The organism is Litorihabitans aurantiacus (assembly GCF_030161595.1).
In the GTDB taxonomy this organism is placed as follows: Bacteria; Actinomycetota; Actinomycetes; order Actinomycetales; family Beutenbergiaceae; genus Litorihabitans; species Litorihabitans aurantiacus.
The window spans coordinates 1,062,050-1,087,404 of record NZ_BSUM01000001.1 but is presented as its reverse complement, the minus strand read 5'-3'; the positions used below and the strand labels follow the sequence as shown (position 1 = coordinate 1,087,404).

26 protein-coding genes and 1 pseudogene are annotated in these 25,355 nt (G+C 73.9%); 11 read left to right on the top strand and 16 right to left on the bottom strand.

Annotation, left to right across the window (positions count from 1 at the left end; translation table 11 throughout):
- Positions 1-10: 10 nt before the first annotated feature.
- Both QQK22_RS05075 and QQK22_RS05070 read right to left on the bottom strand, forming a co-directional pair.
- Positions 11-565 (bottom strand): NfeD family protein, encoded by a 555-nt coding sequence (locus QQK22_RS05075; protein ID WP_348525505.1) that lies wholly within the window; start codon positions 563-565, stop codon positions 11-13.
- Positions 566-694: 129 nt separating this feature from the next.
- On the bottom strand, positions 695-1,507 hold the full coding sequence (locus QQK22_RS05070; protein ID WP_284249904.1) for an ABC transporter ATP-binding protein: 813 nt from the start codon (positions 1,505-1,507) through the stop codon (positions 695-697).
- 97 nt (positions 1,508-1,604) lie between these two features.
- Between QQK22_RS05070 and QQK22_RS05065 the strand changes: the two genes are divergently transcribed.
- Positions 1,605-2,330, top strand: coding sequence for a hypothetical protein (locus tag QQK22_RS05065; RefSeq protein WP_284249902.1), 726 nt, complete (start codon positions 1,605-1,607; stop codon positions 2,328-2,330).
- A gap of 42 nt (positions 2,331-2,372) precedes the next feature.
- Here QQK22_RS05065 and glgA read toward each other — a convergent pair.
- Positions 2,373-3,627, bottom strand: a pseudogene (glgA, locus tag QQK22_RS05060) (glycogen synthase).
- Between the two features lie 97 nt (positions 3,628-3,724).
- Between glgA and glgC the strand changes: the two are divergent.
- Together glgC and serB are read left to right on the top strand one after the other, a co-directional pair.
- Positions 3,725-5,008 carry a glucose-1-phosphate adenylyltransferase gene (gene glgC, locus QQK22_RS05055; RefSeq protein ID WP_284249900.1) on the top strand — a complete coding sequence of 428 codons (1,284 nt, stop codon included), beginning with the start codon at positions 3,725-3,727 and terminating at the stop codon, positions 5,006-5,008.
- Positions 5,005-5,697, top strand: a complete 693-nt coding sequence (serB, locus tag QQK22_RS05050; protein ID WP_284249897.1) for a phosphoserine phosphatase SerB — start codon at positions 5,005-5,007, stop codon at positions 5,695-5,697. The genes glgC and serB overlap by 4 nt, the downstream gene beginning before the upstream one ends.
- A gap of 6 nt (positions 5,698-5,703) precedes the next feature.
- Here serB and QQK22_RS05045 read toward each other — a convergent pair whose 3' ends face one another.
- From QQK22_RS05045 to fabG, 3 genes are all read right to left on the bottom strand, one after another.
- The gene (locus QQK22_RS05045; RefSeq protein WP_284249895.1) at positions 5,704-6,234 is read right to left on the bottom strand and encodes a SixA phosphatase family protein; all 531 of its coding nucleotides are present in this window, start codon (positions 6,232-6,234) and stop codon (positions 5,704-5,706) included.
- Positions 6,234-7,001 carry an enoyl-ACP reductase FabI gene (gene fabI / locus QQK22_RS05040; RefSeq protein WP_284249894.1) on the bottom strand — a complete coding sequence of 256 codons (768 nt, stop codon included), beginning with the start codon at positions 6,999-7,001 and terminating at the stop codon, positions 6,234-6,236. The genes QQK22_RS05045 and fabI overlap by 1 nt, the downstream gene beginning before the upstream one ends.
- A gap of 83 nt (positions 7,002-7,084) precedes the next feature.
- Positions 7,085-7,807 (bottom strand): 3-oxoacyl-ACP reductase FabG, encoded by a 723-nt coding sequence (gene fabG, locus QQK22_RS05035; protein WP_284249892.1) that lies wholly within the window; start codon positions 7,805-7,807, stop codon positions 7,085-7,087.
- A gap of 91 nt (positions 7,808-7,898) precedes the next feature.
- Here fabG and QQK22_RS05030 point away from each other — a divergent pair, with 91 nt between their 5' ends.
- The 3 genes from QQK22_RS05030 to QQK22_RS05020 are packed head-to-tail and all read left to right on the top strand — an operon-like array spanning position 7,899 to position 9,357.
- Positions 7,899-8,210 (top strand): DUF3099 domain-containing protein, encoded by a 312-nt coding sequence (locus QQK22_RS05030; RefSeq protein WP_284249889.1) that lies wholly within the window; start codon positions 7,899-7,901, stop codon positions 8,208-8,210.
- The gene (locus QQK22_RS05025) at positions 8,207-8,443 is read left to right on the top strand and encodes a hypothetical protein (protein WP_284249887.1); all 237 of its coding nucleotides are present in this window, start codon (positions 8,207-8,209) and stop codon (positions 8,441-8,443) included. The genes QQK22_RS05030 and QQK22_RS05025 overlap by 4 nt, the downstream gene beginning before the upstream one ends.
- Complete coding sequence (locus QQK22_RS05020) at positions 8,440-9,357, top strand: SURF1 family protein (RefSeq protein ID WP_284249885.1); 918 nt, start codon at positions 8,440-8,442, stop codon at positions 9,355-9,357. Before QQK22_RS05025 ends, QQK22_RS05020 begins: the two co-directional genes overlap by 4 nt.
- On the opposite strand, the gene abc-f is transcribed toward QQK22_RS05020, so the two are convergent.
- Complete coding sequence (abc-f, locus tag QQK22_RS05015) at positions 9,341-10,939, bottom strand: ribosomal protection-like ABC-F family protein (protein ID WP_284249883.1); 1,599 nt, start codon at positions 10,937-10,939, stop codon at positions 9,341-9,343. The two genes, QQK22_RS05020 and abc-f, sit on opposite strands and share 17 nt — an antisense overlap.
- A 78-nt stretch (positions 10,940-11,017) precedes the next feature.
- A complete protein-coding gene (locus QQK22_RS05010) occupies positions 11,018-11,608 on the bottom strand; it encodes a biotin transporter BioY (RefSeq protein ID WP_284249881.1) in 591 nt (196 codons plus the stop codon).
- A gap of 142 nt (positions 11,609-11,750) precedes the next feature.
- Here QQK22_RS05010 and ypfJ point away from each other — a divergent pair, with 142 nt between their 5' ends.
- A complete protein-coding gene (gene ypfJ / locus QQK22_RS05005) occupies positions 11,751-12,653 on the top strand; it encodes a KPN_02809 family neutral zinc metallopeptidase (RefSeq protein WP_284249878.1) in 903 nt (300 codons plus the stop codon).
- Here ypfJ and QQK22_RS05000 read toward each other — a convergent pair.
- Positions 12,650-13,993, bottom strand: coding sequence for a glycosyltransferase (locus QQK22_RS05000; RefSeq protein ID WP_284249876.1), 1,344 nt, complete (start codon positions 13,991-13,993; stop codon positions 12,650-12,652). The genes ypfJ and QQK22_RS05000 overlap by 4 nt on opposite strands.
- Before the next feature lie 5 nt (positions 13,994-13,998).
- Positions 13,999-16,257 carry a glycoside hydrolase domain-containing protein gene (locus QQK22_RS04995; RefSeq protein ID WP_284249874.1) on the bottom strand — a complete coding sequence of 753 codons (2,259 nt, stop codon included), beginning with the start codon at positions 16,255-16,257 and terminating at the stop codon, positions 13,999-14,001.
- Positions 16,258-16,489: 232 nt separating this feature from the next.
- Between QQK22_RS04995 and QQK22_RS04990 the strand changes: the two genes are divergently transcribed.
- On the top strand, positions 16,490-17,422 hold the full coding sequence (locus QQK22_RS04990) for an aldo/keto reductase (protein ID WP_284249872.1): 933 nt from the start codon (positions 16,490-16,492) through the stop codon (positions 17,420-17,422).
- The gene (locus QQK22_RS04985; protein WP_431310130.1) at positions 17,419-17,814 is read left to right on the top strand and encodes a TraR/DksA family transcriptional regulator; all 396 of its coding nucleotides are present in this window, start codon (positions 17,419-17,421) and stop codon (positions 17,812-17,814) included. Before QQK22_RS04990 ends, QQK22_RS04985 begins: the two co-directional genes overlap by 4 nt.
- 21 nt (positions 17,815-17,835) lie before the next feature.
- On the opposite strand, the gene QQK22_RS04980 is transcribed toward QQK22_RS04985, so the two are convergent.
- The 6 genes from QQK22_RS04980 to QQK22_RS04955 all read right to left on the bottom strand — a co-directional run bounded on the left by QQK22_RS04980 (position 17,836) and on the right by QQK22_RS04955 (position 23,958).
- Entirely contained in the window at positions 17,836-18,879 is a 1,044-nt protein-coding gene (locus QQK22_RS04980; RefSeq protein WP_284249870.1) for a hypothetical protein, read from the bottom strand.
- A 71-nt stretch (positions 18,880-18,950) separates the two neighbouring features.
- The gene (locus tag QQK22_RS04975) at positions 18,951-19,739 is read right to left on the bottom strand and encodes a creatininase family protein (RefSeq protein WP_284249868.1); all 789 of its coding nucleotides are present in this window, start codon (positions 19,737-19,739) and stop codon (positions 18,951-18,953) included.
- Between the two features lie 2 nt (positions 19,740-19,741).
- On the bottom strand, positions 19,742-20,941 hold the full coding sequence (locus QQK22_RS04970; protein ID WP_284249866.1) for a substrate-binding domain-containing protein: 1,200 nt from the start codon (positions 20,939-20,941) through the stop codon (positions 19,742-19,744).
- A 97-nt stretch (positions 20,942-21,038) separates the two neighbouring features.
- Positions 21,039-21,950 (bottom strand): ABC transporter permease, encoded by a 912-nt coding sequence (locus tag QQK22_RS04965; RefSeq protein ID WP_284249863.1) that lies wholly within the window; start codon positions 21,948-21,950, stop codon positions 21,039-21,041.
- Positions 21,947-22,714: an ABC transporter ATP-binding protein gene (locus tag QQK22_RS04960; protein WP_284252550.1), complete on the bottom strand. Its 768-nt coding sequence runs from the start codon at positions 22,712-22,714 to the stop codon at positions 21,947-21,949. The genes QQK22_RS04965 and QQK22_RS04960 overlap by 4 nt, the downstream gene beginning before the upstream one ends.
- A 2-nt stretch (positions 22,715-22,716) precedes the next feature.
- Complete coding sequence (locus tag QQK22_RS04955) at positions 22,717-23,958, bottom strand: amidohydrolase family protein (protein WP_284249861.1); 1,242 nt, start codon at positions 23,956-23,958, stop codon at positions 22,717-22,719.
- Between the two features lie 223 nt (positions 23,959-24,181).
- On the opposite strand from QQK22_RS04955, the gene QQK22_RS04950 reads away from it, so the two are divergent.
- Both QQK22_RS04950 and QQK22_RS04945 read left to right on the top strand, forming a co-directional pair.
- On the top strand, positions 24,182-24,739 hold the full coding sequence (locus QQK22_RS04950; RefSeq protein ID WP_284249859.1) for a helix-turn-helix domain-containing protein: 558 nt from the start codon (positions 24,182-24,184) through the stop codon (positions 24,737-24,739).
- Entirely contained in the window at positions 24,732-25,352 is a 621-nt protein-coding gene (locus QQK22_RS04945; RefSeq protein WP_284249857.1) for a pyridoxamine 5'-phosphate oxidase family protein, read from the top strand. The genes QQK22_RS04950 and QQK22_RS04945 overlap by 8 nt, the downstream gene beginning before the upstream one ends.
- Positions 25,353-25,355: the final 3 nt, after the last annotated feature.

The window sequence follows — 25,355 nt, the reverse complement described above, 5'->3', positions numbered from 1 at the left end:
TGATCAGGTCTCAGGGGGCGGCGGGCGGCGCGGCCGAGGGGTAGGAGCCCGGCGGGTAGGACGGCGCGGGCGGACCACCACCGGGTCCGGTGAAGCTGCCGAACCCGCCCGGGGCGTCGCTGATCCCGCCGCCGGCGGCCTCGCGGGGCGCCACGACCGCCGTCGCGCCGTCGATCGCGACGACCGTGACGGGCGACCCGACGGTGAGCTCGCCCGTGCCGTCGAACCGCGCCGACCACACCTCGCCGGCGAGCTTGACGCGCCCGGCGAGGCCGGAGACGGAGGCGAGCACGACGGCGTCGCGCCCGATCAGCGCGGAGACGTTCGTCGCGGTCTCGGGCTCCTGCTTCCTGAAGCGGCGCAGCGCCCACGGGCGGATGGCCACGAGCAGGAGGACGGAGACGACGGCGAAGACCGCCACCTGCACGGCCAGCGGGGCGCCCAGGGCGGCCGCAACGGTGGCGGCGAGCGCGCCGCCGGCGAACATGAGGAAGAGGAGGTCGACGATCAGGACCTCGACCACCCCGAGGATCAGGCTGAGAGCCAGCCACCACACCCACTCCATCGCGGCACCTCCGTGGATCGACGGTTCGATGGCGACGTCGCCGGGAGGCCACGCCGTGCGGCCCGCCGGCGGCGGACCCGATACTCCAGTGTAAAGAGTTCGTCAAGCCAGCGGCGGACCGTGTCGCCGTCAGGCGCTGCGGCGGCCCCGCGACCCGCGGGCCGCGGCGGCCCTCGCGGCCCAGCGCCCGTCCCGGTGCTCGACCTCGAGCTCGACGCCGAACGTCGCGCTCAGGTGCTCGGCCGTGAGGACCTCCTCGAGCGGACCGGCCGCCTCGACCGTCCCGTCGCGCAGCAGGAGCGCGTGCGTGAAGTGCGGGGGGATCTCCTCGACGTGGTGCGTGACGACCACGAGGACGGGCGAGCGGTCGTCGGCGGCGAGCTCCGAGAGCGCCGCCACGAGCTCCTCGCGACCGCCGAGGTCGAGCCCGGCCGCGGGCTCGTCCAGCAGCAGCAGCTCGGGGTCGCTCATCAGCGCACGCGCGATCTGCGTGCGCTTGCGCTCGCCCTCCGAGAGCGTGCCGTAGGTGCGCTCCGTCATCGACCCCATGCCGAACGCGGCCAGCAGCGCGCGGGCGCGGTCGGTGTCGAGCTCCTCGTAGGTCTCGCGCCAGCGCCCGGTGACGCCGTAGGAGGCGGTCTGCACGGCGTCGAGCACGCTCTCGTCCGGCGGGATGTGCTCGGCCAGCGCCGCGCTCGCCAGCCCGATGCGCGGGCGCAGCTCGAACACGTCGACGCGGCCCAGCCGCTCCTCGAGGACCTCGACGGTCCCGCTCGTGGGGTGCATGCGGGCCGAGGCCAGCTGGACCAGCGTCGTCTTCCCGGCGCCGTTGCGGCCCAGCACGACCCACCGCTCGCCGTCCTCGACCTCCCAGGTGAGGTGGGAGACGATCTCGCGCCCTCCGCGTCGTACCGTCACGTCGTCGAACGAGAGCGCAGCCATGGCACGACCCTACTAAGCCGGAGCCTCGGTGCCGTGCTCGGACACGGCCGGGTGCGCCGCTCACGGACGGGCACCGGGGGCGTCGTAGGTTGGTGCGGTGCTCGCCGACCGTCTGCTCCCCCGCGCCGTCACGCTCGCCCTGCTGTGGCCCGAGCTGCAGGGGCCGCGCACCGGGATGCTCCTGTTCGGCGACGACGAGCCGCACACCCTCGGCGCCGCGCCCCTCCTGCCCGCCACCGCCGACTGGGACGTCGTGGCCACGTGGGGTCTGGTCCCCGCCCCCGGCGACCCGCAGGGGCTGCCGCCGGGCGTGGCCGCCCGCGCGGCCGAGGCCGGTGAGGCGTGCGTGCTCCAGCACCGCGACGGGCGCACGAGCGTGCTGGTCCCCGACGTGATGCCCTTCGGCTCGGACCTCGAACCGGGCGTCCTCGTGCGGTGGCGATCGCACGACGCCGCGGGCGTGCGCGCACCGGTCGGCAGCCCGGGCGAGGCCCGGCTCGCGCTGCACGAGGCGATGACGCACGCGATCGACGAGCTCACCGCGCTCGACGTCGCGCGCGAGCGCCCGGAGCTGCGCGAGGCGTTCCTCGATCTCACGGGCACACCCGACAGCCGGACCCAGGCCCTGACCTACGCGCTCGACGACCGCCGGGCCGAGCTGCTCGTGCGCGCGTTCCGGCTGCTGGAGATCGTCCGGCTGGCCTCGCAGGACGAGGGCGCCGCCGTGACCGCCACGACGATGGGCGCGCGCGGCGCGGTGCTGCTGGACCTGGCGCGGGCCGCGCGCACCGCCGTCGGGGTCGCGACGGCGCAGCGCACCTGAGCGGAGCGCCGAGCCCGAGCACCCGCGTCGAGGTCGAACGCGTCAGGCCTCGAGCACCGCGCGGTAGACCTCGATCGTGCGCTCGCCGATCGCCGACCACGAGAAGTGGTCCTGCGCCCGACGGCGGGCCGCCACCCCCATCGCGCGGGCGCGCGCGGGGTCGGACGTGAGCGCGGTCAGCGCGGCGGCGAGGTCGGCCTCGAACGTCTCGGGTGCGAGGGGGTGCCGGTGCCGTCGGTCTCCTGCTCGAGCGGCACGAGCAGCCCGGTCTCGCCGTCGGCGACCACCTCGGGGATGCCGCCGGTCGCGGACGCCACCACCGGCAGACCCACCGCCATCGCCTCGAGGTTGACGATGCCGAGCGGTTCGTAGATCGAGGGGCAGGCGAAGACCGTGCACGCCGCGAGGACGGCGACCAGCTCCTCGCGCGGCAGCATGTCCGGGATCCACACGACACCGGTCCGCTCGCGCTGGATCTCCTCCACGAGCGCCGTGACCTCGGCCATGATCTCGGGCGTGTCCGGCGCACCCGCACACAGCACGACCTGGACCTCCGGGTCGAGGCGCCGCACGGCGCGCAGGAAGTACGGCAGCCCCTTCTGCCGCGTGATCCGGCCGACGAACACGACCGCCGGCCGGTCGGGGTCGACACCCCGCGCCCGGGCCAGCTCGAGCGCGCGGGGGTGAGGGCGCCGTCGTCGGCCCCGCCCTCGGCCCCCTCGGCCACCGGCCGCGACCACCGCTCGAGGTCGATGCCGTTGTGGACCACGTGCACCCGGGCCGGGTCCACGTCGGGGTAGGAGCGCAGGATGTCGGCGCGCATGCCCGCGCTCACCGCGATGACGCCCGTGGCTCCCAGGTACGCGGTGCGCTCGGCCCAGCTCGACAGGGCGTACCCGCCGCCGAGCTGCTCGGCCTTCCAGGGGCGCAGCGGCTCGAGGCTGTGCGCCGACAGCACGTGCGGCACGCCGTGCAGCAGCCCGGCGAGGTGACCGGCGAGGTTCGCGTACCAGGTGTGGGAGTGCACGAGGTCGGCGCCCGCCACGTCCTGCGCCATCGGGAGGTCGACGCCGAAGGTCGCCAGCGCGCCGTTCGCGCCCTCCAGGCGCGGGTCGCTGCCGTACCCGGTGACGGTCGGCAGGCCGGGGCCGGACGGGGCGTCGGGGCGGGGGCCGTCGAAGCAGCGCACGCGCACGTCCAGGTCACCCGCCAGGACGGCGGCCAGCTCGGCCACGTGCACACCGGCGCCGCCGTAGACGTGGGGCGGGTACTCGCGGGTGAGGAGGTCGACGCGCATGCCGCGATCCTGCCAGGTCGCGAGGTCGAGGAACCACCGTGCCGCGGCGACGCAGCGATCGTGGCCGGAAGTCCACCCCACCCCCTAGGGTCGATCCATGGCAGCCAAACGCGTCCTCGCAATCGTCCTCGCCGGCGGTGAGGGTAAGCGGCTCATGCCCCTCACCGCTGATCGGGCAAAGCCGGCCGTCCCCTTCGGGGGCATCTACCGCCTCATCGACTTCGCACTGTCGAACATCGTCAACAGCCAGTACCTGCACGTCGTCGTGCTCACGCAGTACAAGTCCCACAGCCTGGACCGCCACATCGCCAAGACGTGGGACATGTCCCGGATGCTCGGCAACTACGTCGTCCCCGTCCCCGCGCAGCAGCGCATGGGGAAGAACTGGTACCTCGGCAGCGCCGACGCGATCTACCAGAGCCTCAACCTGCTCGACGACGAGCGGCCCGACATCGTCGTCGTCGTCGGCGCGGACAACATCTACCGCATGGACTTCTCCCAGATGGTCGACGCCCACGTCGCCTCGGGGGCCCGGATGACGGTGGCGGGCATCCGCCAGCCGCGCCACCTCGCCGACCAGTTCGGGGTCATCGAGGCCGATCCCGAGGACCCCCGCCGCATCAAGGCGTTCCTGGAGAAGCCGGCGACGGCGGAGGGGCTCGCGGACTCCCCCGACGAGATCCTCGTGTCGATGGGCAACTACGTCTTCGACGCCGACGCGCTGGTCGAGGCGGTCCGGCGCGACGCCGAGAGCCCCGACACCCGCCACGACATGGGCGGCGACATCGTGCCCGCGTTCGTGGAGCGCGGCGAGGCGGCCCTGTACGACTTCATCGAGAACGACGTGCCGGGAAGCAACGACCGCGACCGCGACTACTGGCGCGACGTCGGCACGATCGACGCGTACTACGAGGCCAACATGGACCTCATCAACATCGAACCGGTCTTCAACCTGTACAACGACGACTGGCCGGTCTACACCGGGTACACCGGGCTGCCGCCCGCGAAGTTCGTGCACTCCTCGCCCGAGCGGATCGGGCTGGCGGTCGACTCGATCATCTCCCCCGGGGTCGTCGTCTCCGGCGCCGAGGTGCACGGGTCCGTGCTGTCGCCGCACACGAAGCTCAACTCGTGGTCGCGCGTGGACGACTCCGTCATCCTCGACAGCGTCACGGTCGCGCGCCGCGCGCACGTCAACCGGGCGATCCTGGACAAGTTCGTCGTGATCGAGGAGGGGGCCTCCGTCGGGCTGAACCGCGAGCTCGACGTCGCGCGCGGGTTCACCGTCACGCCGTCGGGCATCACCGTGGTGCCGAAGGGCACCCGCGTGGGCGTGGACAGCGTGACTCCGTACGCGTTCGGCCGGACACTGGGGGCGTGACCAGCACGCAGCCGATCAGCGACCCGACCACCACCTCGACCCCCGACGGCGGCGTACCGGTTCCGCGGCGGCTGGTGGTGATGGACGTGGACTCCACGTTCATCACCGCCGAGGTCGTGGAGCTGCTCGCCGAGCACGCCGGCGCCCGGGCCGAGGTCGCGGCCATCACCGAGGCCGCGATGCGCGGCGAGCTCGACTTCGCGGCCTCGCTGCACGCGCGCGTCGCGACGCTCGCGGGCCTGCCGACCTCCGTCTTCGAGGACGTGCGTGCCCGGCTCGAGGTCTCCCCCGGCGTCCCCGAGCTCGTCGCGTTCCTCGCGGAGCGGAGGTGGCCGCTCGCGCTCGTGTCCGGTGGGTTCATCGAGGTGGTCCGCCCGCTGGCGGCGTCGTTCGGCATCACGCGCACGCGCGCCAACGCGCTCGAGGTCGACGGCGAGGGCCGCCTGACCGGGCGGGTGTCAGGACCGGTCGTGGACCGGGCGGCCAAGGCGGCCGCCCTGCGGGAGTACGCCGCGGCCGACGGCGTCGACCTCGCCGACACCGTCGCGATCGGCGACGGCGCGAACGACCTCGACATGCTGGCGCTGGCGGGGACCGGCGTCGCGTTCAACGCGAAGCCGGTCGTCGCGGAGCAGGCCGACCACGCGATCACCGGTTCGCTCGCCGCGGTGATCGACCTCCTGCGGTAGCGGACGTCAGTCGGTCGGTGTCCGGTCGACCGCGACCAGGTCCGCGCCCCGCGGCGCGAGGTCGGACCAGGGCGAGTCGACCTCGAGCACGCACCGCGTCGCCGTCGGGACCCCGGCCGCGACGAGGTGCGCCGCGCTCGAGCCCGCGCTCGCGAGGCGCCGGGCGAGCGAGCTGATCACGGGCTCGTGGCCGATCACCAGCACCGTCGCCACCGCGTCGTCGACCTCGGTCAGGAGGCCGGCGACGTCACCGGCGTCGGCGTCGTAGAGGTCGTCGCGCACCTCCACGTCACCGTGTCGGGGCAGCCCCGCCGCCACCTGCTCCCAGGTCTGCCGCGTGCGCACCGCGCTCGAGACCAGCACGAGGTCGGGTGAGAACCCGCGCCCCGCGAGCGCGCGCCCGGCGGCGGCCGCCTGGCGGAGCCCCGCCGACGTGAGCTCGCGGTCGTGGTCGGAACCGTCCGCGTCCGCCCACGGCTGCGCGCTCGCGTGGCGCATCAGCACGAGCGTGCGGGGCACGGGGACGGGCACGGTCACTACTGCCCCATCGCGTGGAACCCGCCGTCGACGTGCACCATCTCGCCCGTCGTCGCCGGGAACCAGTCCGAGCAGAGGGCGACGACGGCGCGCGCCGCCGGCTCCGGGTTCTTCGAGTCCCAGCCGAGCGGCGCGCGCTCCGACCAGTTGCTCTCCATCTGCTCGAACCCGGGGATCGAGCGGGCCGCCGTCGTCTTGATCGGACCGGCCGAGACGAGGTTGACCCGGATGTCGCGGGCGCCGAGGTCGCGCGCGAGGTAGCGCGACGTGGCCTCGAAGGCCGCCTTCGCCACACCCATCCAGTCGTAGACCGGCCACGCGAAGCGCGCGTCGAAGGTCAGCCCGACGACGGAGCCGCCCTCCGTCAGCAGCGGTGCGGCCGCGACGGCGAGGGACTTCAGCGAGAAGGCCGAGACCTCGACGGCGGTGGCGACGTCGGCCCACTCGGCCTCGAGGAACTTGCCGCCCATGACGCTCTGCGGTGCGAACCCGATCGAGTGCACCACGCCGTCGAGACGGTCGGTGTGCTCGCGCAGCGCGGCCTCGAGCCCGGCGAGGTGGTCGGCGTCGGTGACGTCGAGCTCGACCACGGGCGCGAGCCGCGGCAGGCGCTTGGCGGCGAGCTGCGTCAGCTTCGCCTGCCGACCGAAGGAGGACAGGATGACCTCGGCCCCCTCCTCCTGCGCCAGGCGCGCGGCGTGGAAGGCGATGGACGCGTCGGTGAGGACGCCGGTGATGAGAAGGGTCTTGCCGTCGAGCATGCCCATGGGCTGTCTCCTGTGCGGTGGGGGCGCCGGGTTCGTCGGGGCGCCGAGGTGGATGGGTACCGGGGTGGGCGGACCGGGGGCGGTCAGTGCCCCATGCCGAGACCGCCGTCGACGGGGATGACGGCGCCGGTGATGTACGCGGCGTCCGGGCCCGCGAGGAACTCCACGACGCCAGCCACCTCCTCGGGCTCGGCGAAGCGGCCCGCGGGGATCGAGGCGCGCGCGGTCTTCTGCAGGGTCTCCGACAGCTCGTCGGTCATCGCGGTCCGGATGTACCCGGGGGCGACGACGTTCGCGGTGATCCCCCGACCGCCCAGCTCGCGCGTGATCGAGCGGGCGACCCCCACGAGGCCGGCCTTGCTCGCCGCGTAGTTGACCTGCCCGGGTCCCCCGAACAGGCCCACGACCGAGGAGATCAGCACGATGCGGCCGCTGCGCTGCTTGATCATGCCCTTGCTGGCGCGGCGCGCGCAGCGGAAGGCGCCGGCGAGGTTGACGTCGATCACGGCGTCGAAGTCCGCATCGCTCATCCGCATCAGGAGACCGTCGCGCGTGATGCCGGCGTTGGCCACGAGCACGTCGACCGGGCCGAGCTGCTCCTCGATGGCGGTGAATCCGGCGTCGACCGCGGCCGAGTCGGTGACGTCACCCGGGACGGCGAGCACGCCGTCGGGGACGTCGCTGCCGCGCGAGAGGGTGGCGACGCGGTCTCCCGCAGCGACGAACCGCTCGGCGATCGACCGACCGATCCCCCGGGTGGCTCCGGTGACGACGACGGTACGGGGCGGGCGAGACGGGTTCTGCACCGGGTCAACCTACCGGATGGGTCGCGCGCGACGCCGTCGCGCCCACCTCTCGGGAGGCGGGGATCGCGGGGTGCGGGCGTACGCTCGAGACATGGATCAGGTCCCCTCGATCACGTCGGCCCAGCGCTCGCGCGGGCAGGACGTCTCGGGGCGCGCGATGCAGTACGCGATCATGATGGGCATCCGCGTCGCGTGCTTCTTCGCGGCCATCTTCACCGAGGGCTGGCTGCGGTGGACCTTCGCCGCGGGCGCCGTCGTGCTGCCCTACATCGCGGTCGTCATCGGCAACGCGGGGCGGCGCCGCCGGGCCTCCGACAACGCCGCGAACCTGCTCGACACCGGCGCCCTCCCCCACGAGCCGACGCCGCGGTGGGAGCCCCCTCGCCCGGGCGGGACCGCGTGAGCGCGCCCGTCCGCGCGGGCGACAGGGCCGAGGTCGTCTGCAGCTCGAAGGGCTGCACCGCGTCGGCCGCCTGGGTCATCGCGTGGCGCAACCCGCGCATCCACGACGCGACCCGGCGCAAGGAGTGGGCGGCCTGCCCCGACCACCTCGACCACCTGCGCGGCTTCCTCGCGGCGCGATCCTTCCCGCTCGAGGTGCGGGCGCTCGACGACGACGCCCCGGACGGCTCGTGACGCCCGAGCGTCGGCGCGCTGTCGGGGTGGTCCTGGGTGTCGTCGCCGGCATGGTCGCGTGCGCGCTGCTCGGGTGGTGGCAGCTGGAGCGGCACCTCGACCGCGCCGCCCAGGTCGGCCTCATCACCGACAACCTGGACCGCCCGGCGGAGCCGCTGGCCGAGCTGCTGCCGGGCGAGGACCTGGCAGCCGGCGACGTCTGGCGCACCGCGTCGGTCACCGGTGAGTGGGTGGACTCCTCCGGCGTGCAGCTGCGCAACCGGCCGGTGCAGGACGCGAACGCGTCCCACGCGCTCGCCCTCTTCCGGACCGACGAGACGCCCGCGCGGGTGCTCGTCGTCGACCGCGGCTGGTGGCGGCAGACCGACGTCGTCCCCGACGGCGCGCTGGAGGTGCCCGGCTCCGGACCGACGACCATCGAGGTGCGCCTGCGGGCCCAGGAGGACCTGGACTCGCGCCCCAACCCCGCCGGCGAGGTGTTCCGCGTCCACCCGGTCAGCGTGCTGGAGCAGTCGGGGCTCGCGGCGGGCGACCTCGACGGCGAGCTCGTCGAGAGCGCCTACGGCATGATCACCGATCCGCCGCCGAGCGGGGTGCTCGGTGGGCTGCCCGATCCGGACACCAGCCTGCGCTCGCACCTGTCCTACGCGCTGCAGTGGTGGTTCTTCGGCGCCGCGCTGCCGGTCGGTGCGGTCATCATCAAGCGTCGGGGCGACGCGGAGGTGGCAGCGCTGGCGCAGGAGGCGCAGGAGGCGCGCGCGGGGGCCGACGGCGGTGCGTCGCCGTCCGGCGCGCGGCGGCCCGCGCGTCGTCGTCGCACCTCGATGGAGGACGAGGAGGACGCGCTGCTCGACGCCGCGGAGGCGGCCGAGCGGGCCGCGCGCGACGTCGAGCGGGTCACGCCAGGGAGATGAGCTCCGCGTAGCCGGCGTTCCACATGTCCTCGTCGCCGTCGGGCAGGAGCAGCACCCGCTCCGGTTCGAGCGCCGCGACCGCGCCCTCGTCGTGCGTCACGAGCACGACGGCGCCCGTGAACGTCTTCAGCGCACCGAGGATCTCGGCGCGGCTCGCGGGGTCGAGGTTGTTCGTCGGCTCGTCCAGGAGCAGCACGTTGGCGCTCGAGACCACCAGGACGGCGAGAGCCAGGCGGGTCTTCTCGCCGCCGGACAGGACGCCGGCCGGCTTGTCGGCGTCGTCCCCCGAGAACAGGAACGAGCCCAGCACGCTGCGGACCTGCGTGTCGGTGAGGTCGGGCGCGTTGCGGCGCAGGTTCTCCACGACCGTGGCGGACGTGTCGAGCGTCTCGTGCTCCTGCGCGTAGTAGCCGATCTTGAGACCGTGACCCGGTTCGATCTGCCCGGTGTCGGGCTTCTCGACACCGCCGAGCATGCGCAGCAGGGTCGTCTTGCCGGCGCCGTTGAGGCCGAGGACCACGACGCGGGAGCCGCGGTCGATCGCCAGGTCCACCCCCGTGAAGACCTCCTGCGATCCGTACGTCTTGGACAGGTCGCTGGCCCGCAGCGGGGTGCGCCCGCACGGGGCGGGGTCGGGGAAGCGCAGCTTGGCCACGCGGTCGACGGCGCGGACCTCCTCCAGTCCCGACAGCATGCGCTCGGCGCGCCGCGCCATGTTCTGCGCGGCGACGGCCTTGGTCGCCTTCGCCTTCATCTTGTCGGCCTGCGCCATCAGCGTGGCGGCCTTCTTCTCGGCGTTGGCGCGCTCGCGGCGGCGGCGCTTCTCGTCCGTCTCGCGCTGCTGCAGGTACGCGTCCCACTTGAGGTTGTAGATGTCGATCTGGCCGCGGTTGGCGTCCAGGTGGAACACCTTGTTGACGGTGGCCCGCAGGAGGTCGGCGTCGTGCGAGATCACGACGAACGCCCCCGGGTAGGCCAGCAGGTAGTCGCGCAGCCACACGATCGAGTCGGCGTCGAGGTGGTTGGTCGGCTCGTCCAGCAGGAGCGTCTGCGCACCCGAGAACAGGATGCGGGAGAGCTCGACGCGGCGGCGCTGACCGCCCGAGAGCGTGCGCAGCGGCTGCTCGAGCACCCGGGTCGGGAGACCGAGGTTGCTCGTGATGGTGGCGGCCTCGGCCTCGGCGGCCCAGCCGCCCTTGGACAGGAAGGTCGCCTCCAGGCGGCCGTAGCGCTCCATGGCCTTCTCGCGCTCGGTCGGGGTGCCCGACGCCATGACCTCCTCGGCCTTCCGCATGTTCCGGATGGTGGCGTCGAGCCCGCGCGCGGAGAACACCCGGTCGCGCGCCAGCACGTCGGGGTCGCCGGTGCGGGGGTCCTGCGGCAGGTAGCCGACGTCGTCGCTGCGGACCACCTGGCCGCCGCTCGGCTGGCCCTCGCCCGCGAGGATCTTCGTCAGCGTCGTCTTGCCGGCGCCGTTGCGGCCCACCAGCCCGATGCGGTCACCCGAGTCGATGCGGAAGGACGCGTCGGACAGCAGGGTGCGGGCGCCGATGCGGATCTCGAGCGCAGAGGTGGTGATCACGTGGCCCCATGCTACGGGCCGCGCCGCGCGCCCCGGGGTCGGTCGGCGGTGTCGTGGCCCACGTGCGGCCCGGCGGACTCAGCCGCGCAGGCGTCGCACCAGGGCCCACGACCCCGGCAGGAGCAGCGCGGCCACGACCGCCTTGATCGCGTCACCGATCAGGAAGGGGACGACGCCGAGGCCCAGCGCCGTGGCGAGGTCGACGCCGAGGAACGCCATCAACCAGGGCACACCGGCCGCGTAGATCACGGCGCCGCCGAGCAGCATGAGGCCGATGGTCGCCAGCGGGCGGCGGTCGCCGCCGCGCCGCGCCAGCCCGCCGACGAGCGCGGCGGCCATCACGTACCCCAGCAGGTAGCCGAAGGAGGCGAACTGCCAGCCCGAGGCCCCCTCCGCGAACCAGCCGACCCCCGCGATGCCCGCGAGGAGGTAGAGGCCGAGCGACGCCGTCGCGCGCACGGGGCCGAGCGCCGCGCCGACGACGAGCGCGCCGAACGTCCCCAGCGAGAGCGGCACGGGGGTGAAGCCGAGCGGGATGAGCACCTGGGACGCGAGCGCGACGAATGCGGTGCCGCCCAGGACGAGCGCGACGTCGCGGACGCGGGACGTGGCGACGAGGTCGGCGAGGACGCGGGGTGCGGGGCGCGGGGTCACGGCTGCTGTGGTCACCCGACAACCGTAGAGGGCGAGCGCGGGCGCGGCGACGCGGTGCCACGCACCAACGAGCGACGCGACGTCTGTAGGAAACCTCCTACGGCGGCGTGGGACCCGACGGCGCGCCTACGATGACGCACCGGAGAGAGGCTGGCACATGACGTTCAACAGCGACGCGGACATCTCGAGCAGGCGCGTGCGCCGCGGCGGTGGTCGCCGCGGGGTCGCCGTCGGCGGCGGGATCGGGGGCATCGGCCTCATCGCCGTCGTGCTCTTCCAGCTGTTCACCGGGCAGCAGGTCGACCTGTCCGGCCTCACGGGCGAGGGGCAGGCGCAGTACCAGCCCGGACAGGGCGAGGACTCCTACGTGGAGTGCCTCGAGGGCGGCGACCAGGCCAACCGCGAGATCGACTGCCGCATGAGCGCGACGGCGCTGTCGCTCGACGCGTACTGGGAGGACGCGCTCCCGGCCCAGGCGGGCATCGCCTACCGGCTGCCGGAGTTCCTGCTCTTCTCCGGGCAGGTGTCGACCGGCTGCGGCGGCGCGACCTCCGCCGTCGGACCCTTCTACTGCCCACCGGACGCCACCGTGTACATCGACACCTCGTTCTTCGACGAGCTGACCTCGCGCTTCGGCGCCGACGGCGGCCCGCTGGGTGAGCTGTACGTGGTCGCGCACGAGTTCGGCCACCACATCCAGAACGAGCTGGGCACGATGGCGGCGGTCGACCGCCGCGGGACCGGCCCGACCTCCGACGCGGTTCGGCTCGAGCTGCAGGCCGACTGCTACGCCGGGATGTGGGTGGGTGGCGCCGCCGACGCGACCGACGCGAACGGCAACGCCTACCTCGAGCGACCCACGGACGCCGAGGTCGCCCAGGCGCTCTCGGCCGCCTCCGCCGTCGGCGACGACCACATCCAGGAGACCTTCTCCGGCGAGGTCTCGCCGCACACCTGGACGCACGGCTCCTCGGAGCAGCGCCAGCGCTGGTTCACGACCGGGATGACGCAGGGCACGCTGACCGCCTGCGACACGTTCGCCGTCGGCGACGACCTCTAGGCGGCGACCGCGGGACCCTCCACCTGCGCCGCGACCTGCACGAGGATCCGGCGCAGCACCTCGGCGCGGTCGAACTGCAGCGCGTACGTGCGCGCCCGCTCCTCCCACGCCGCGCGCTGCTCCGGCGTCATCGCGAGGATCTCGGTCAGCACCTGCGCGATCGAGTCGGGGTCGGAGATCTCGACCGTCTTGGCGGTGTCGCCCACCGCCTCGGGCACCCCGCCGGTCGTCGTGGTGGCGACCACTCCCCCGCCCGCGAGCATCTTTTCCACGACGGCGATGCCGAACGTCTCCACGAACTCCGGCCGGGGCAGGGTCGGGAGCACGAACGCGACCGCCCCCTGCATGAGGGCCGGCTTCTCGGCGTCGTCGACATCGGTGAGGACCTGGATGCGGTCCGCCAGCGGCGAGGCCGCGGCCATGGCCCGGATCTCCTCCTCCTGCGGTCCGCGCCCGGCGATGACGAGGCGGACGTCGCCGGTCGCCGTCGCCTCCGACCGCTCGAAGCCGGCGATGAGGTCCGGGACGCCCTTCGCCTCGGTCAGGCGGGACAGGAACAGCACGTAGGGCGCGCCGGCGAGGCCGCGACGCTCGAGCACCGCGGCGACGTCGGCCTCGTCCGTGCCGGTGTAGGACGCCGTGTCGAGCGCCGGGTAGGAGATCGCCACCCGGGCCTGCGCCTGGGTGGCGAACGTCGTGCCGTGCCGCGCGTCGATCTCGGCGGCCGAGCTCACGATCAGCTCCTTGGTGTACTCCGAGACCGCCACGACGACGTCGCTGGCGAGGTAGGACGTGAGCACGTGGGCGGCCGCGCCGAACCGGCCCTGCTGCACGCAGGTGCGCACGACGTTGGTGATGTCGGAGCCGACCGCCTCGGCCACCGTCACGACGTCGACCGGCAGGCCCGTGCGGCGCGCGGCGTCGACCGCCTCGGTGACCGCGAGGGTGTGCGGGCTCAGGTACAGCGAGAGGCAGACCGTGGGCACGCCGTCGGTGAACAGCTCCACGAGCCGCCCCACGAGGCCGGCCTGCCACCGGCCGTCCGGCACGCGGTAGTCGCCCACCGGGTCCGGGCGCTCGACCGTGATGCCGGGCGAGTACGGCATCACCCGCTCCAGCGGTTTGAGCGGCAGACCGGCGGCCTCGAGCCGGTCGATCGGCCACGTGAGGATCGTGACCTCCTCGAAACCCTGCAGCAGCGCGGCCTCGGCGAGGTTGCGCGCCTCGACGGAGTGGCCGCAGATGACTGGATCGGCGCGCACCACGATGACGAGGCGCCGGTAGCGGTTCAGCGCCTCGTGCTCGGCGGCGCTGAGGGTGGTGAGGACGGGTGCGGACATCTCGGTCACCTCTCGGGGGTGGACGGCGGTCGGTGGGTGGTGCCCCAGGAGGTGGGGCGGTCGGACATGGTCAGGACGAGCTCGCCGCCCGCGTGCAGCCGCGAGCCCGAGAGCCAGGGGCCGAGCAGCGGTACGCCGTCGAGCGTGGCGCTCTCGATGTGCTGCAGGGGCGGCGGGTCGTCGCCGTCGCCCTCGCGGAAGTTGCGTGTCAGGACGTCGAACCGGCCGCCGGGGACGGTCAGGCTCGCGGAGGCGTGCGACGGCGCGTGCAGCAGCACCGTGTTCTGGCCCGCCACGGGGAACAGGCCCAGCGCGGCCCAGACGTACCAGGAGGACAGCCCGCCGGAGTCGTCGTTGCCGGCGAGGCCGCCGCGGCCGGTGCCGAACATCTGGTGGACGCCCGCGTGCACGACCTCGTCGGTGCGGTCCGGCCTGCCGGAGTAGAGGTAGGCCCAGGGGGCCTCCATGTCGGGCTCGTTGTTGAGGCCCTCGAAGCGGTGCAGCGCGTAGCCCGCGGCCATCTCCTCCAGGCCGGGCGCGAGGCCCGGTTGCACCACGGGCGCGGCGCCGTACCCGAAGAACTCGTCGAGCATCGCGGTGAACGCGGCGTCACCGCCCGCGAGGTCGACGCGCGCGCGCATGTCGTGCAGCAGCCGGAAGGAATAGTTCCACGGCCCGCCCTCGTAGAAGGTCGAGGCGCGCAGGAGCCCGGTCGCGGGGTCGAACGCGGCCGGCCACCCGGCGGCGAGCCGCCCGGACTCGGCGGCCAGCGCGCCGTCGCCCTGCCGCAGCGCGACGGCGCGGGTGCACCAGTAGCCGAACGCGAGGTCGAGCGTGTGGCTGACCGGGTGGGTGATGCCCTGGCGCAGGTACTCCTCGCCATAGGTGCGGCGCAGGTCCGCCTGCATGTGCACGAGCGCCCAGTCCCAGTCGATCCCGGGCAGGTCGAGCTGGCTGAGGTCGGCCAGGAGCGTGTGCGCCAGGGCGCTGCCCTGCCGCGAGAACCGGTCGGCCCCGCGCGCCATCCGGTACCCGATCGGGAAGTTGCCCTCCTCCTCGCAGATCCGCAGCAGCGCGTTGCCGAGCGCCACGCTCGCGTCGGGTCGCAGCAGGGTGAGCAGGGGCAGCTGCGTGCGGTAGACGTCCCAGAGCGTGCACAGGTCGTAGACGAACGGTCCGTCGGTCGGCCAGAACGGGCTCTCGTCCTGTGCCACGCACGGCTTGATGAGGGAGTGGTAAAGCGCCGTCGCCATGATGCTGCGGCGGCGGGTGGGAGCCTCGACCTCGACGCGCCCCAGGTGGTCGGCCCAGGTCCGGCGCGTCGCGGCCCACCGGGTCTCGAACGCCGACGGCGGCGCGGTGACGACGGCGGTGGGCGCCGCCGTCGCCGTCGTGCTGCTCCCGGCGGGGACCGACGGCGCGAGGTCCGCGCGCAGGTTCGCGGCGGCCTGGTCGGTCCCCCGCAGCGAGAAGCCGATGCGCAGCTCCACGACCTGGCCGACGGTGGTCGGTCCGGCCCACATCACCCCGAAGGGGCGCAGGGTGGTGGGGCGGATGTCCGAGAACTCCAGGCGCGAGCCGCCGGGCATGAGGCGGCGGTCGTACCACAGGAGCTGGCGCAGGCCGGGGGTGTCGCACTCGAGGTGGAACGCGAGCGGTGCGCCCTCCACGACGATCTCGCCGCACGCCACCCCGGGGGCGAGGTTGGCGAGGTGGGCGCGCAGCGGGACGGTCTCGCCGTAGGGGATCGCGAGCCCGCCGACCGAGAGGTCGACGACGACCCGCGCGTCCCGGTGCTCGGGGAACGTGTAGCGGTGGACGACGCTCTTGGGCCCGACGGTCAGCTCCGCCACGACCCCGCTGTCCAGCACGGCCCGGTAGTAGCCCGGGCTCGCCTCCTCCTCGACGATCTCCCAGCTGCGGCCCAGGTCGTCGAGCGGCGCGAGCAGCGGCGTCACGCGCAGGTAGTTGTAGTACTTGCGGATGGCGCCGGTGCCGGACTGCTGGAAGTGCGTGAAGCCCGAGGCGCGCAGCTCGTCGGTCAGCGGGACGGGCAGGCCCTCGGTCCCGAGGTCGTAGCGGCCGTAGCCCGTGGGGTAGGCGCCCGAGTAGGCGCAGGCCGAGACCATGCCGAGCGGGTGGGTGGCGCCGGGGTGGGTGTTGCCGACCTGCGGCTTGGGCCACCACCAGGTCGCGGCGAGCCCGGTGCGGGGCGGGAGGTCGGTGGCCTCGGTACCGAGGAACGGGTCCACGAGCTCGAGCACAGGCGGTCCGCCCCTTCGCCAGGACGCGTGCGGGTCACGACGTCTGCTCGGACGCTAGGAGCGCCACGTGTCCGGCGGGTAAAGATGACGTCACGAGTTGACGAAGCCGTGGGGGTGATCCGCGACGACGCCTCCTACAGTGGGACGCCTCCTACAGTGGGAGGACCACGGGGTCGGTCGCCACGGCACCGACCGCCGCGGTGGTTCGCCCACTCGACGAGGAGACAGCGCTGTGAAGACCTTCCCCATGCCCGGCACCGACCTGGTGGTTCCGAACGTCGTGCTCGGCCTCATGCGGATCCAGGACAAGACCGACGAGGAGGTGCGCACCCTGGTGGGGACCGCCCGCGACGCCGGCATCACGTTCCTCGACCACGCCGACGTGTACGGCTCGCCGCTGCACGGCTGCGAGCGGCGCTTCGCCGAGGCGATGCGGCTGACGTCGTCCGAGCGCGAGCAGCTCGTCATCCAGACGAAGGCCGGCATCGTGCCCGACGGCCCGTACTTCGACTTCTCCTACGAGCACCTGATCGCGTCGGTGAACGGCTCGCTGGAGGCCCTCGGGACCGACTACATCGACATCCTGCTGCTGCACCGCCCCGACGCCCTGGTGGAGCCCGAGGAGGTCGCGCGCGCGTTCGACGAGCTCGCCGCGGCGGGCAAGGTGCGCGCCTTCGGGGTCTCCAACCAGACGCCGGGCCAGATCGACCTGCTCCGCAGGCACGTGTCGCAGCCGATCGTGGCCAACCAGGTGCAGCTGTCGATCACGCACGCCCCGGTCGTGGCGCAGGGCGTCGCGGCCAACATGCAGGGGCTGGACCAGTCGATCGACCGCGACCTCGGCCTGCTCGACCACGCCCGGCTGCACGACATCACGCTGCAGGCGTGGTCGCCCTTCCAGGCTGGGTTCTTCGACGGCCCCTTCCTCGGGTCCGACCGTTACCCCGAGCTGAACGCCGTGATCGACCGGCTGACGGAGAAGTACGACGTCCCGGCCGAGGCGATCGCCGTCGCCTGGATCACGCGCCACCCCGCGCAGATGCAGGTCGTGCTCGGGACGACGACGCCGGAGCGCGTGACCGCCGCCGCGCAGGGCTCCGACCTGCCGCTCACGCGCGCCGAGTGGTACGAGCTCTTCCGCGCGGCGGGCTACACGGTGCCGTGACCGGCGCGCAGGACGCGCCGGGTCCGGCCGGGGCGGGCGCCGCCGGGGTCGACCCGGCGGCGCCGGCGGCACCGGCTGTTCTGGCGGCGCTCCGTGCCGAGACGCTGCGACGGCTGACGGCCCTCGGGGCGGGCGTCGCGGACGTCGTCGAGGCCGCGCAGGGCGCCAACACCGACGACGAGCACGATCCCGAGGGCGCCACGATCGCGTTCGAGCGCGAGCAGCTGCGCGCCCTCGCGGCGCGCGCCCGGGCGCAGCTCGCGGAGATCGACGTCGCGCTCGCGCGCGTGGCCGCCGGCACCTACGGCCGCTGCGAGGTCTGCGGCGAGGCCGTCGGTGCCGGTCGGCTGGAGGCGCGCCCGACGGCGTCGCGCTGCATCCGGCACGCCTGAGGGCGACGGCGGCGCGTCACCTCACCACGCCGTCGCCACCGCCGCGTGGGTGGCGAGGATCCCCTCCGTCGTGCCTGCGGGGGCGCGACCGATCCCGCACTCGGTCGCGACGCCGAAGTCCTGCACGTGCTGCTGGGCGGCGGCGATCCGTCGCTGCGCGCCCTCGAGCCCGTCCTGGCGGTGCACGAGCCCCAGGTAGAGCTCCCCCACCGGCGAGAGACCGACCAGCGGCGCGAAGTAGGCGGCGTCGTCGCGGTCGATCGGCACGGGCAGGTGCGCGAACGTCAGCCCGCGCGCCGAGCTCGCCAGGACGGCGTTCGCGAACCGCACGATCACGCCGGTGTCCTCGGGCTCGACGAAGTGCGTCTCGGCGACGTCGCCGTAGCAGAAGTGGGCGCCGACCTCGACGGCCGCCGGCACTGCGTCGAGCAGCGCGGCGACGCGCGCGACGAGGCCGTCGAAGGGATCGCCCTCCCACCAGTGCTGCAGGGCCGTGCCGTAGCCGGCCCGCTCGACGATGCCGAGCTCGGAGCACACGTCCCACTGGAGGGCGAGGTCCTGCTGCGGGATCGATGCGGTGAGGACGTCGAGCTCGCGCAGCATCGCCGCGGTGTAGACGGGCTCGAAGGCCGCCCGGTCCTCGCCATGGAAGAAGGCGGAGACGATCGCCACGGGCGTGGGCAGCGAGACCTGGAACCGGGTACCCGCAGCCACGGCACCCTCCCGCCGCAGCCGCGCGAAGATCGCGTACGACTCGACGGCGGCCTCGGCGTAGCCCAGCGGCGGCAGCCGCAGCTCGTCCGCGGCGACGCCCTCCACGATGCGCAGCGGACGGAAGTCGTGCCAGGCGCCGAGCGGGATCGGCTCGTCCCCCACGCGCTCGATGCCCTCGGCCTCGGACAGGACGTCGGTCTGGAACATGATCCAGTGGAACCGGCGTCCGACCTCGCCGTCGGGGATGCGTCGCAGCCGGCCTCCCAGCACCTCGGCCGCGGTGCGGATCGTGGTCTCGGCGTCGTCGTAGTTCACGCTGCCCACGAGGTGGGCGCCCTGGGGTCGAGTCATGTCGGCACCGTAGCGAGGGCCGCCCCACCCGGGACGGGGCGCCCAGCACTCGGGCGCCCCGTCCCGGCGGCTCAGGCCGGCGGCGCCGGGTCGAAGCGTGCCGCCTCGACCACGGCCGCCGCCACGTGGGCGACGGCGGCGGCGAACCGCTCCGCCCCCTCCTGCGCGGTGGCGGTGGTCGGGTCCCCGATGTGGCCGTCCGGTCCGAAATCGTCCGAGAGCCAGCCGAAGGACACGGGCTTGCCGAAGCCGACGAGCTCGTAGGTCGCCAGGTGCTCCGGCACGCGGCGCACCGCCCGGTCCATCTGCACCAGCTCGGGTCGCAGGTGGAGCATGAGCGAGGTTTCGGCGTGACCGCCGTGGATCCCGAGGCCCATCTCGCCGCCGGCGGTGGGTCGGGCGCGCTGGTCGGGCGGCGGCCCGCCCAGGTGGGCGAAGAACGTCCGCAGGCCGAACCGGCGGCGCAGCTCGCGGCACGCCACCTGGCCGAGCGCCGAGTTGCCGCCGTGACCGTTGACGAACACCAGGCGGGTGATGCCGCTGGTCTGCAGGGAGCGGCCGATGTCCACCAGCGTGGCCATCAGCGTCTCCCACGACAGCCAGATCGTGCCGGGCGACCAGTGGTGCTCGTCGGACTTCGTGTAGGCGAGGCCGGGCAGCAGCACGACACTCGCGCCGCCGTGCTCGGCGACCTCGGCCACCGCGGCCTGCGCCACCTCGGTGGCGGTGACGTAGTCGGTCGAGACCGGCAGGTGCGGACCGTGCTGCTCGATGGCACCGAGCGGCAGCACCGCGACGGTGTCCACCGGCAGGGCGGCGACCTCGGGGCCGGTCAGGTCGATGAAGCGGGGTGCCGGCACGCTCACTCCCCCATCGAGATCGAGGTGTCGATGAACTCGTTCGTGTAGAGCGAGGTCGGGTCGATGTCCGCGTCGGCGATGGTGCCGGCCTCGAGCAGGATCTCGCCGAAGTCGGTCACGACCTGCGCCATCCGGTCGGGGTCGAGCTGGCCGAACACCCCGCTGGCCTCGTCGTCGCGCACGATGTCGAGCGCGAGCTGCTGCTGCACCGAGAAGTCGGCCACCTCGGTGGAGTACGTCCACCCGGTCGCGTAGGCCTCCACGAGCTCGACGATCAGCTCGTTCGTGGCGGTGGGGTCCTCGAGGTAGTCCAGCTGCGAGCGCTGCATGATCGGCACGAGCTTCGCGAGGCAGTCCGCCTCCTCCGTGATCGTCGCCTCGCGCGCCGTCAGCGCCTGCGGGTAGACGTCGAAGCCGACCTCCGAGAGCAGCTGGAACCCCACGGGCCTGCCCCACTGCGCGATCTCGTTCTCGTAGATGTAGGGCTCCGCGGTCGCGAACCCCTGCTGCAGGATCGCGGGGTCGGAGACGAAGCGCTGCGGCGTGCCCTCGTAGCTCGTGTCGATCTGCGACTGCGTGATGATGCCCTGGGACTCGAGCAGTGCCGGGATCACCTCGCCGGAGGTCACGAGCGGGTCGCCCGCGGCGGCGGCCTCCTCGATGGTGGTCGCGCCGTCGTGCGTCTCGGGGTCCCACATGATGATCTGCGGGCTCGAGGTGAGCTGGGACGCGACGGCGACCACCGGCTGATCGGCCGCCGAGACGATCGCGACGTCGGTGGTGACGGCGCCGAGCATGATGTCGGTGTCGAGGTACATGAGGGCGGGCACCGGCTGGAAGTTGACGCTCGGCCCGCCGGGGCGCACCTCGACGTCGACCCCGGTGTCGGTGCCGTCGACGACGAGCGAACCGGTTACGGACTTCGCGTCGGCGTCGATCGTGTAGTCGGGGCCGACGAGGTTGTACATCGACCCGTGCTCGGCCTGCGGCTGCCAGTCCTGCTGCAGCACGACGGTCGAGGGGCACACGTCGGCGAGGTCGAGCGGACCGCCCGTCTCGGCGGCGTCACCGGCGGGTTCGGCGGCCGCGTTCTCGGCGTCCGCCGAACCGCAGGCGGCGAGCGTGAAGGCGAGTCCGGCGGCGGCGAGGACGGCGGCCGCGGGCCGCAGCGACGAGCGGCGCAGGGTGGTGCTGAGGGTCACGAGAGCTCCTGGGTGCGTGGGGTGCGTGGGGCGGGTGGGGCGGGCGTGGTGCTGCGTGGGGCGGGGCGAGCTGTGGCGGACGCGGGCCGAGGGGCTCTCAGCGCGTCGTGGAGCCGAAGAGCCGGCCGACGACGGCGCGGTCGAGGGCCGCGAAGATCGAGAAGACGAGCACGCCGAACAGGGCGGTGAGGATGATCGCCAGGAAGAGCGAGTCCATGCTGAGCCGCAGCGTGTAGGTGCGCAGCAGGCCCCCGATGCCGGGGCTGCCCTGCTGGAAGAAGAAGTCGCCGACGATCGCGCCGATGACGCTGAGGCCCGCGGCGTTGCGCAGACCGGTGAAGATCGCGGGCACGGCCGCGGGCAGCTGCAGCCGGGTCAGCCGCTGCCACCGCGTGGCGCGGTTGAGGGTGAACAGGTCGTGAGCGGCGGCGGTGGCCGACTGCAGGCCGAACAGGGTGTTGGCGATCATCGGGAAGACGGCGATGATCACGCAGACCACGATCCGCGCGCCGAAGCCGTACCCCATCCAGATCCCGATGAGCGGGGTGAGGGCGAGGATCGGGATGGTCTGGAGGATGACGGCGTAGGGGTAGAGGATCCGCTCCGCCCACCGCGACTGCGACATGACGATCGCCCAGCCCATCCCGAGCGCGACGGCGATCGTCAGCCCGGAGACGGCGACCATCACGGTCTGCCCGAGCGCGTCGAGCATCGGGTCGATGACCTGCGGGTTGCCGAGGGTGTTGCGCAGCACCTCGTGCGGCGGCGGGAGCAGGAACCGGCGGCTCGGCTCGAGCACGACGAGCGAGACGAGGTACCAGACCGCCACGATCCCGCCGAGGGCCGCGAGGATCGGGGCCGCCTTGGCGAGCACGGTGCGCCACCACGGGCCGCGACGGCGGCGGGCGGGGGTGGTCGCCGTCGGGCTCGCACCCGGGGCGGGCGACGGCGTCGAGCCCGGTGCCGGGCGCGTGGACGTGGTGGTCGCGGGGGTCGCGGTGTCGGTCACGAGTGCTCTCCCAGGGCGGCGGAGACGGCGCCGGCGATCTCGCCGAACTCCGGTTCGTAGCGGAGCTCGGGCGGGCGGGGGTAGGACCACGGGATGGGGACGTCCGCGACGATCCGGCCGGGACGGCCGCTCATCACGAGCACCCGCGTGGACAGGTAGACGGCCTCCGAGACGGAGTGGGTGATGAAGAGGCCGGCGAACTGCTTCAGCGCGAACAGGCGCTGCAGCTCGGTCTGCATCTTGAGGCGGGTGATCTCGTCGAGGGCGCCGAACGGCTCGTCGAAGAGCGCGAGGTCGGGTTCGGCCACCAGGGCGCGGGCGATCGACACGCGCATGCGCATCCCGCCCGAGAGCGCCCGGGGGTGCTGCCTCTCGAACCCCTCGAGCCCGACCAGCGCGAGCGCCTGCGCGGCCCGCTCGCGACGCTCGGCCGCGGGGACGCCCCGCAGCTCGGGCACGAGCTCGACGTTGCGCTGGGCGCTGCGCCACTCCAGGAGCGTCGGCTCCTGGAAGACGTAGCTGGTGGCGGACGCGTCGACGGTGATCCCGCCGCCGGTGACCTTCTCGAGCCCGGAGGCCAGGCGCAGCAGGGTGGACTTGCCGCAGCCGGAGGGGCCGACGACGGAGACGAACTCGCCCGGGGCGATCGTGAGGGAGACGTCGGTCAGGGCGGCCGTCCCCGTGTCGAAGGTCTTGTCCACGCCGTCGAGGACGAGCGTCTGCTCGCCCGCGACCGGCGGGTGGACGGGTGCGGTGGCGGCCATGGTCACCTTCCGGGGGTGGGGGTCGGGTGCGTGGTGTCGAGCGCGAGGCTGGAGGCGACGCGGGTGTCGGCCACCACGCGTCCGCGGTGCACGACGACGCGCGCGTCGTGCGTCCCGGCGACGACGTCGCCGAGGTCGGAGTCCGGGACGAGCACGAAGCTGGCCTCGTCCCCGGTGTCGGTGCCCGCCACGGGCATCCCGGTCGCCGCCCGAGCGCCCGCGGTGACGGCGTCCAGCGCCTCGCGCGGCCTCAGGTGCGCGCCCGCGACGAGCAGCGACGCGGTCTCGAAGGGGTCGGCGCGGCCGACGGGGTTGAAGGGGTCGCGCAGGTTGTCGCCGCCCGCGCCGAAGGTGATGCCGGCGTCCAGCAACGCGCGCGCCGCGGTGATGCCCCGCGGCACGAGGTGGGTCGCGTCCCACCCCTGCAGGTAGAGGTTGGTCTGCGGCAGGCCGACGACGGCGACGCCCGCCCGCCCGACGACGTCGAGCACCTCCGCCAGCCGCGCGGGCTCGAGCGATCCGAGCCGCACGCAGTGGCTGGCGGTCACCGGGGTGCGCAGGTCGCGCCGCAGCACCTCGTGCGCGAGGTCGAGCAGGTCGAGGCTGCCGGGATCGACCTGCTCGTCGGTGTGCAGGTCGAGCGGGAGCCCGCTCTCCTGCGCCAGGTCGAGCAACCGACCGGTCTCGGCGCGCGGGTCGGCGGCCAGGTGCGGGCAGCCGCCGAGCGCGTCCGGCCCGAGGGCGATCGCGTCGCGGATCAGCGCGTCGTCGGCGCGCTCGCTTGGGAGCAGGCACACCTGCAGCGTGAGGACCTCCCGGAGCTCCTCGCGCAGCCCGACGAGCACGCGCACGGCCGCGAGCGGGTCGCCGCCGGCGTCGAGGTTGACGTGGGTGCGCACACCGGTGAACCCGCGCGCGAGGTAGCGGCGCAGCGCCGCGAGCGCGCGGTGGCGCACGTCGGCGGCGTCGATGCCCGGCGCCAGGGCCCGCCAGCTCTCGACGGCGCCGACGAGGTCGAGCCCGGCGCCGGGCGGGATGCGGCCGGCGGTCAAGGCCTTGTCGAGGTGCGCGTGCGGTTCGACGGGACCAGGCACGAGGCGCCAGCTCGTGGCGTCGAGGACCACGCCCGCCGACTTCCCCGCCGCGTCACCTGCACCGGACGGGTCGACGACGACCGCGCCCGCGATTCGCACGTCGGCCACGCCGTCGTCGAGCAGCCGCACGCCCCGCAGCCCGCTCAGCACGGTCCCCGTGAGGTGCGGGGAGCGCGAGGGGGTCCGACGTCGAGCGTCACGATGTCCTCCGGGGCATGATGGACGGGCGGCGGGGCGATGGCCAGTGTTGATCCGACTAACATCGACGACGCTAGGCGGGCCCTGTTTCACCGTCGTAACGGGACGGGTCGCAACGTGTGAACCGACCGGCGACGCCGGACCGGAGAACGATGACGAGACGACGAGGACGCGCATGACGAGCACGGACGAGAGCGGCTGGACCGACGCCGACCGGCGCCTGGGTCAGGCGATCCGCCGCACCCGGCACGCGCGCGGCCTCACACTCGTGCAGGTCGCAGCCGAGGCCGGCCTGTCCCACCCGTTCCTGTCCCAGCTCGAGCGCGGACTCGCACGCCCGTCGATGCGCTCGCTCTTCGTCATCGCCGAGGCGCTGGGCACGACGCAGCAGGCGCTCCTCGCGGAGGCCGGGGCCGCGGAGCCGATCGACATCGACGCCGGCGGCGGCGCACGCCTCCTCGGACCCCTGCCGCCCGACGTGGCGGTCACCGAGTTCGTGGGTCCGCAGGGCGACTTCGGCGACTTCTTCCGGCACGACCACGCCGAGCTGCTCTACGTCGTCGCGGGATCGGTGGAGGTCGAGCACGAGGGCCGGCCGGGCGGCTCGATCGAGCGGCGCACCCTCGGTCCGCGCGAGACCGCCGGCTACCCGGGCGGGGTGGCGCACCGCTTCCGCCAGGTGGGCGAGCAGACCGCCGTCCTGCTCGTCGTCCACGGCGGCGTCGGTGCCTGAGGCGGTCGGGGACGACCCGCTGCGGACGATCGCCACGTGGGCGGCCCCGCCCGCCTCGACCACGGCCACGGCGCCCGACGGCGCCGCCCCACCCGTGCTGATGGCGCTCGCGACGGCGGGGGCGGACGGTGCACCGCACAACCGCACCGTGGTCGTCACCTCGATCGACGGCGTCGGCCTGCGCTTCCACTCCTCCACGCCGACGGCGAAGTCGCGCGACCTGCACGAGAACCCGCGCGCGAGCGGCGTGCTCCTGTGGCCGGACGCGGGGCGGCAGGCGGTGGTGAGCGGCGCCGTCGTGCAGCTGGACGCGGCGACGTCGGCGCGCGCCTACCTCACCCGGCCGCGGCAGCTGCGCCTGCTGGCGTGGGTCTACGAGGACCTCGGTCAGGACCTGGCGGACCCGTGGGCCGACGTCCCCGAGGACGTCGTGCAGGCGGGGATGCGCGCCGCCGTCGGGCGCGAGGACACCGCTCCCCCGAGCTGGACCACGTTCGCGCTCGTCCCGGACCGCGTCGAGCTGTGGCGGGCGGGGTCGGAGCTCGTCGCCGCGGCGCGCACGCGGTTCCTGCGCGACGGCGAGCGGTGGGTCCGCCGCGGCGCCCTGCCCTGAGGC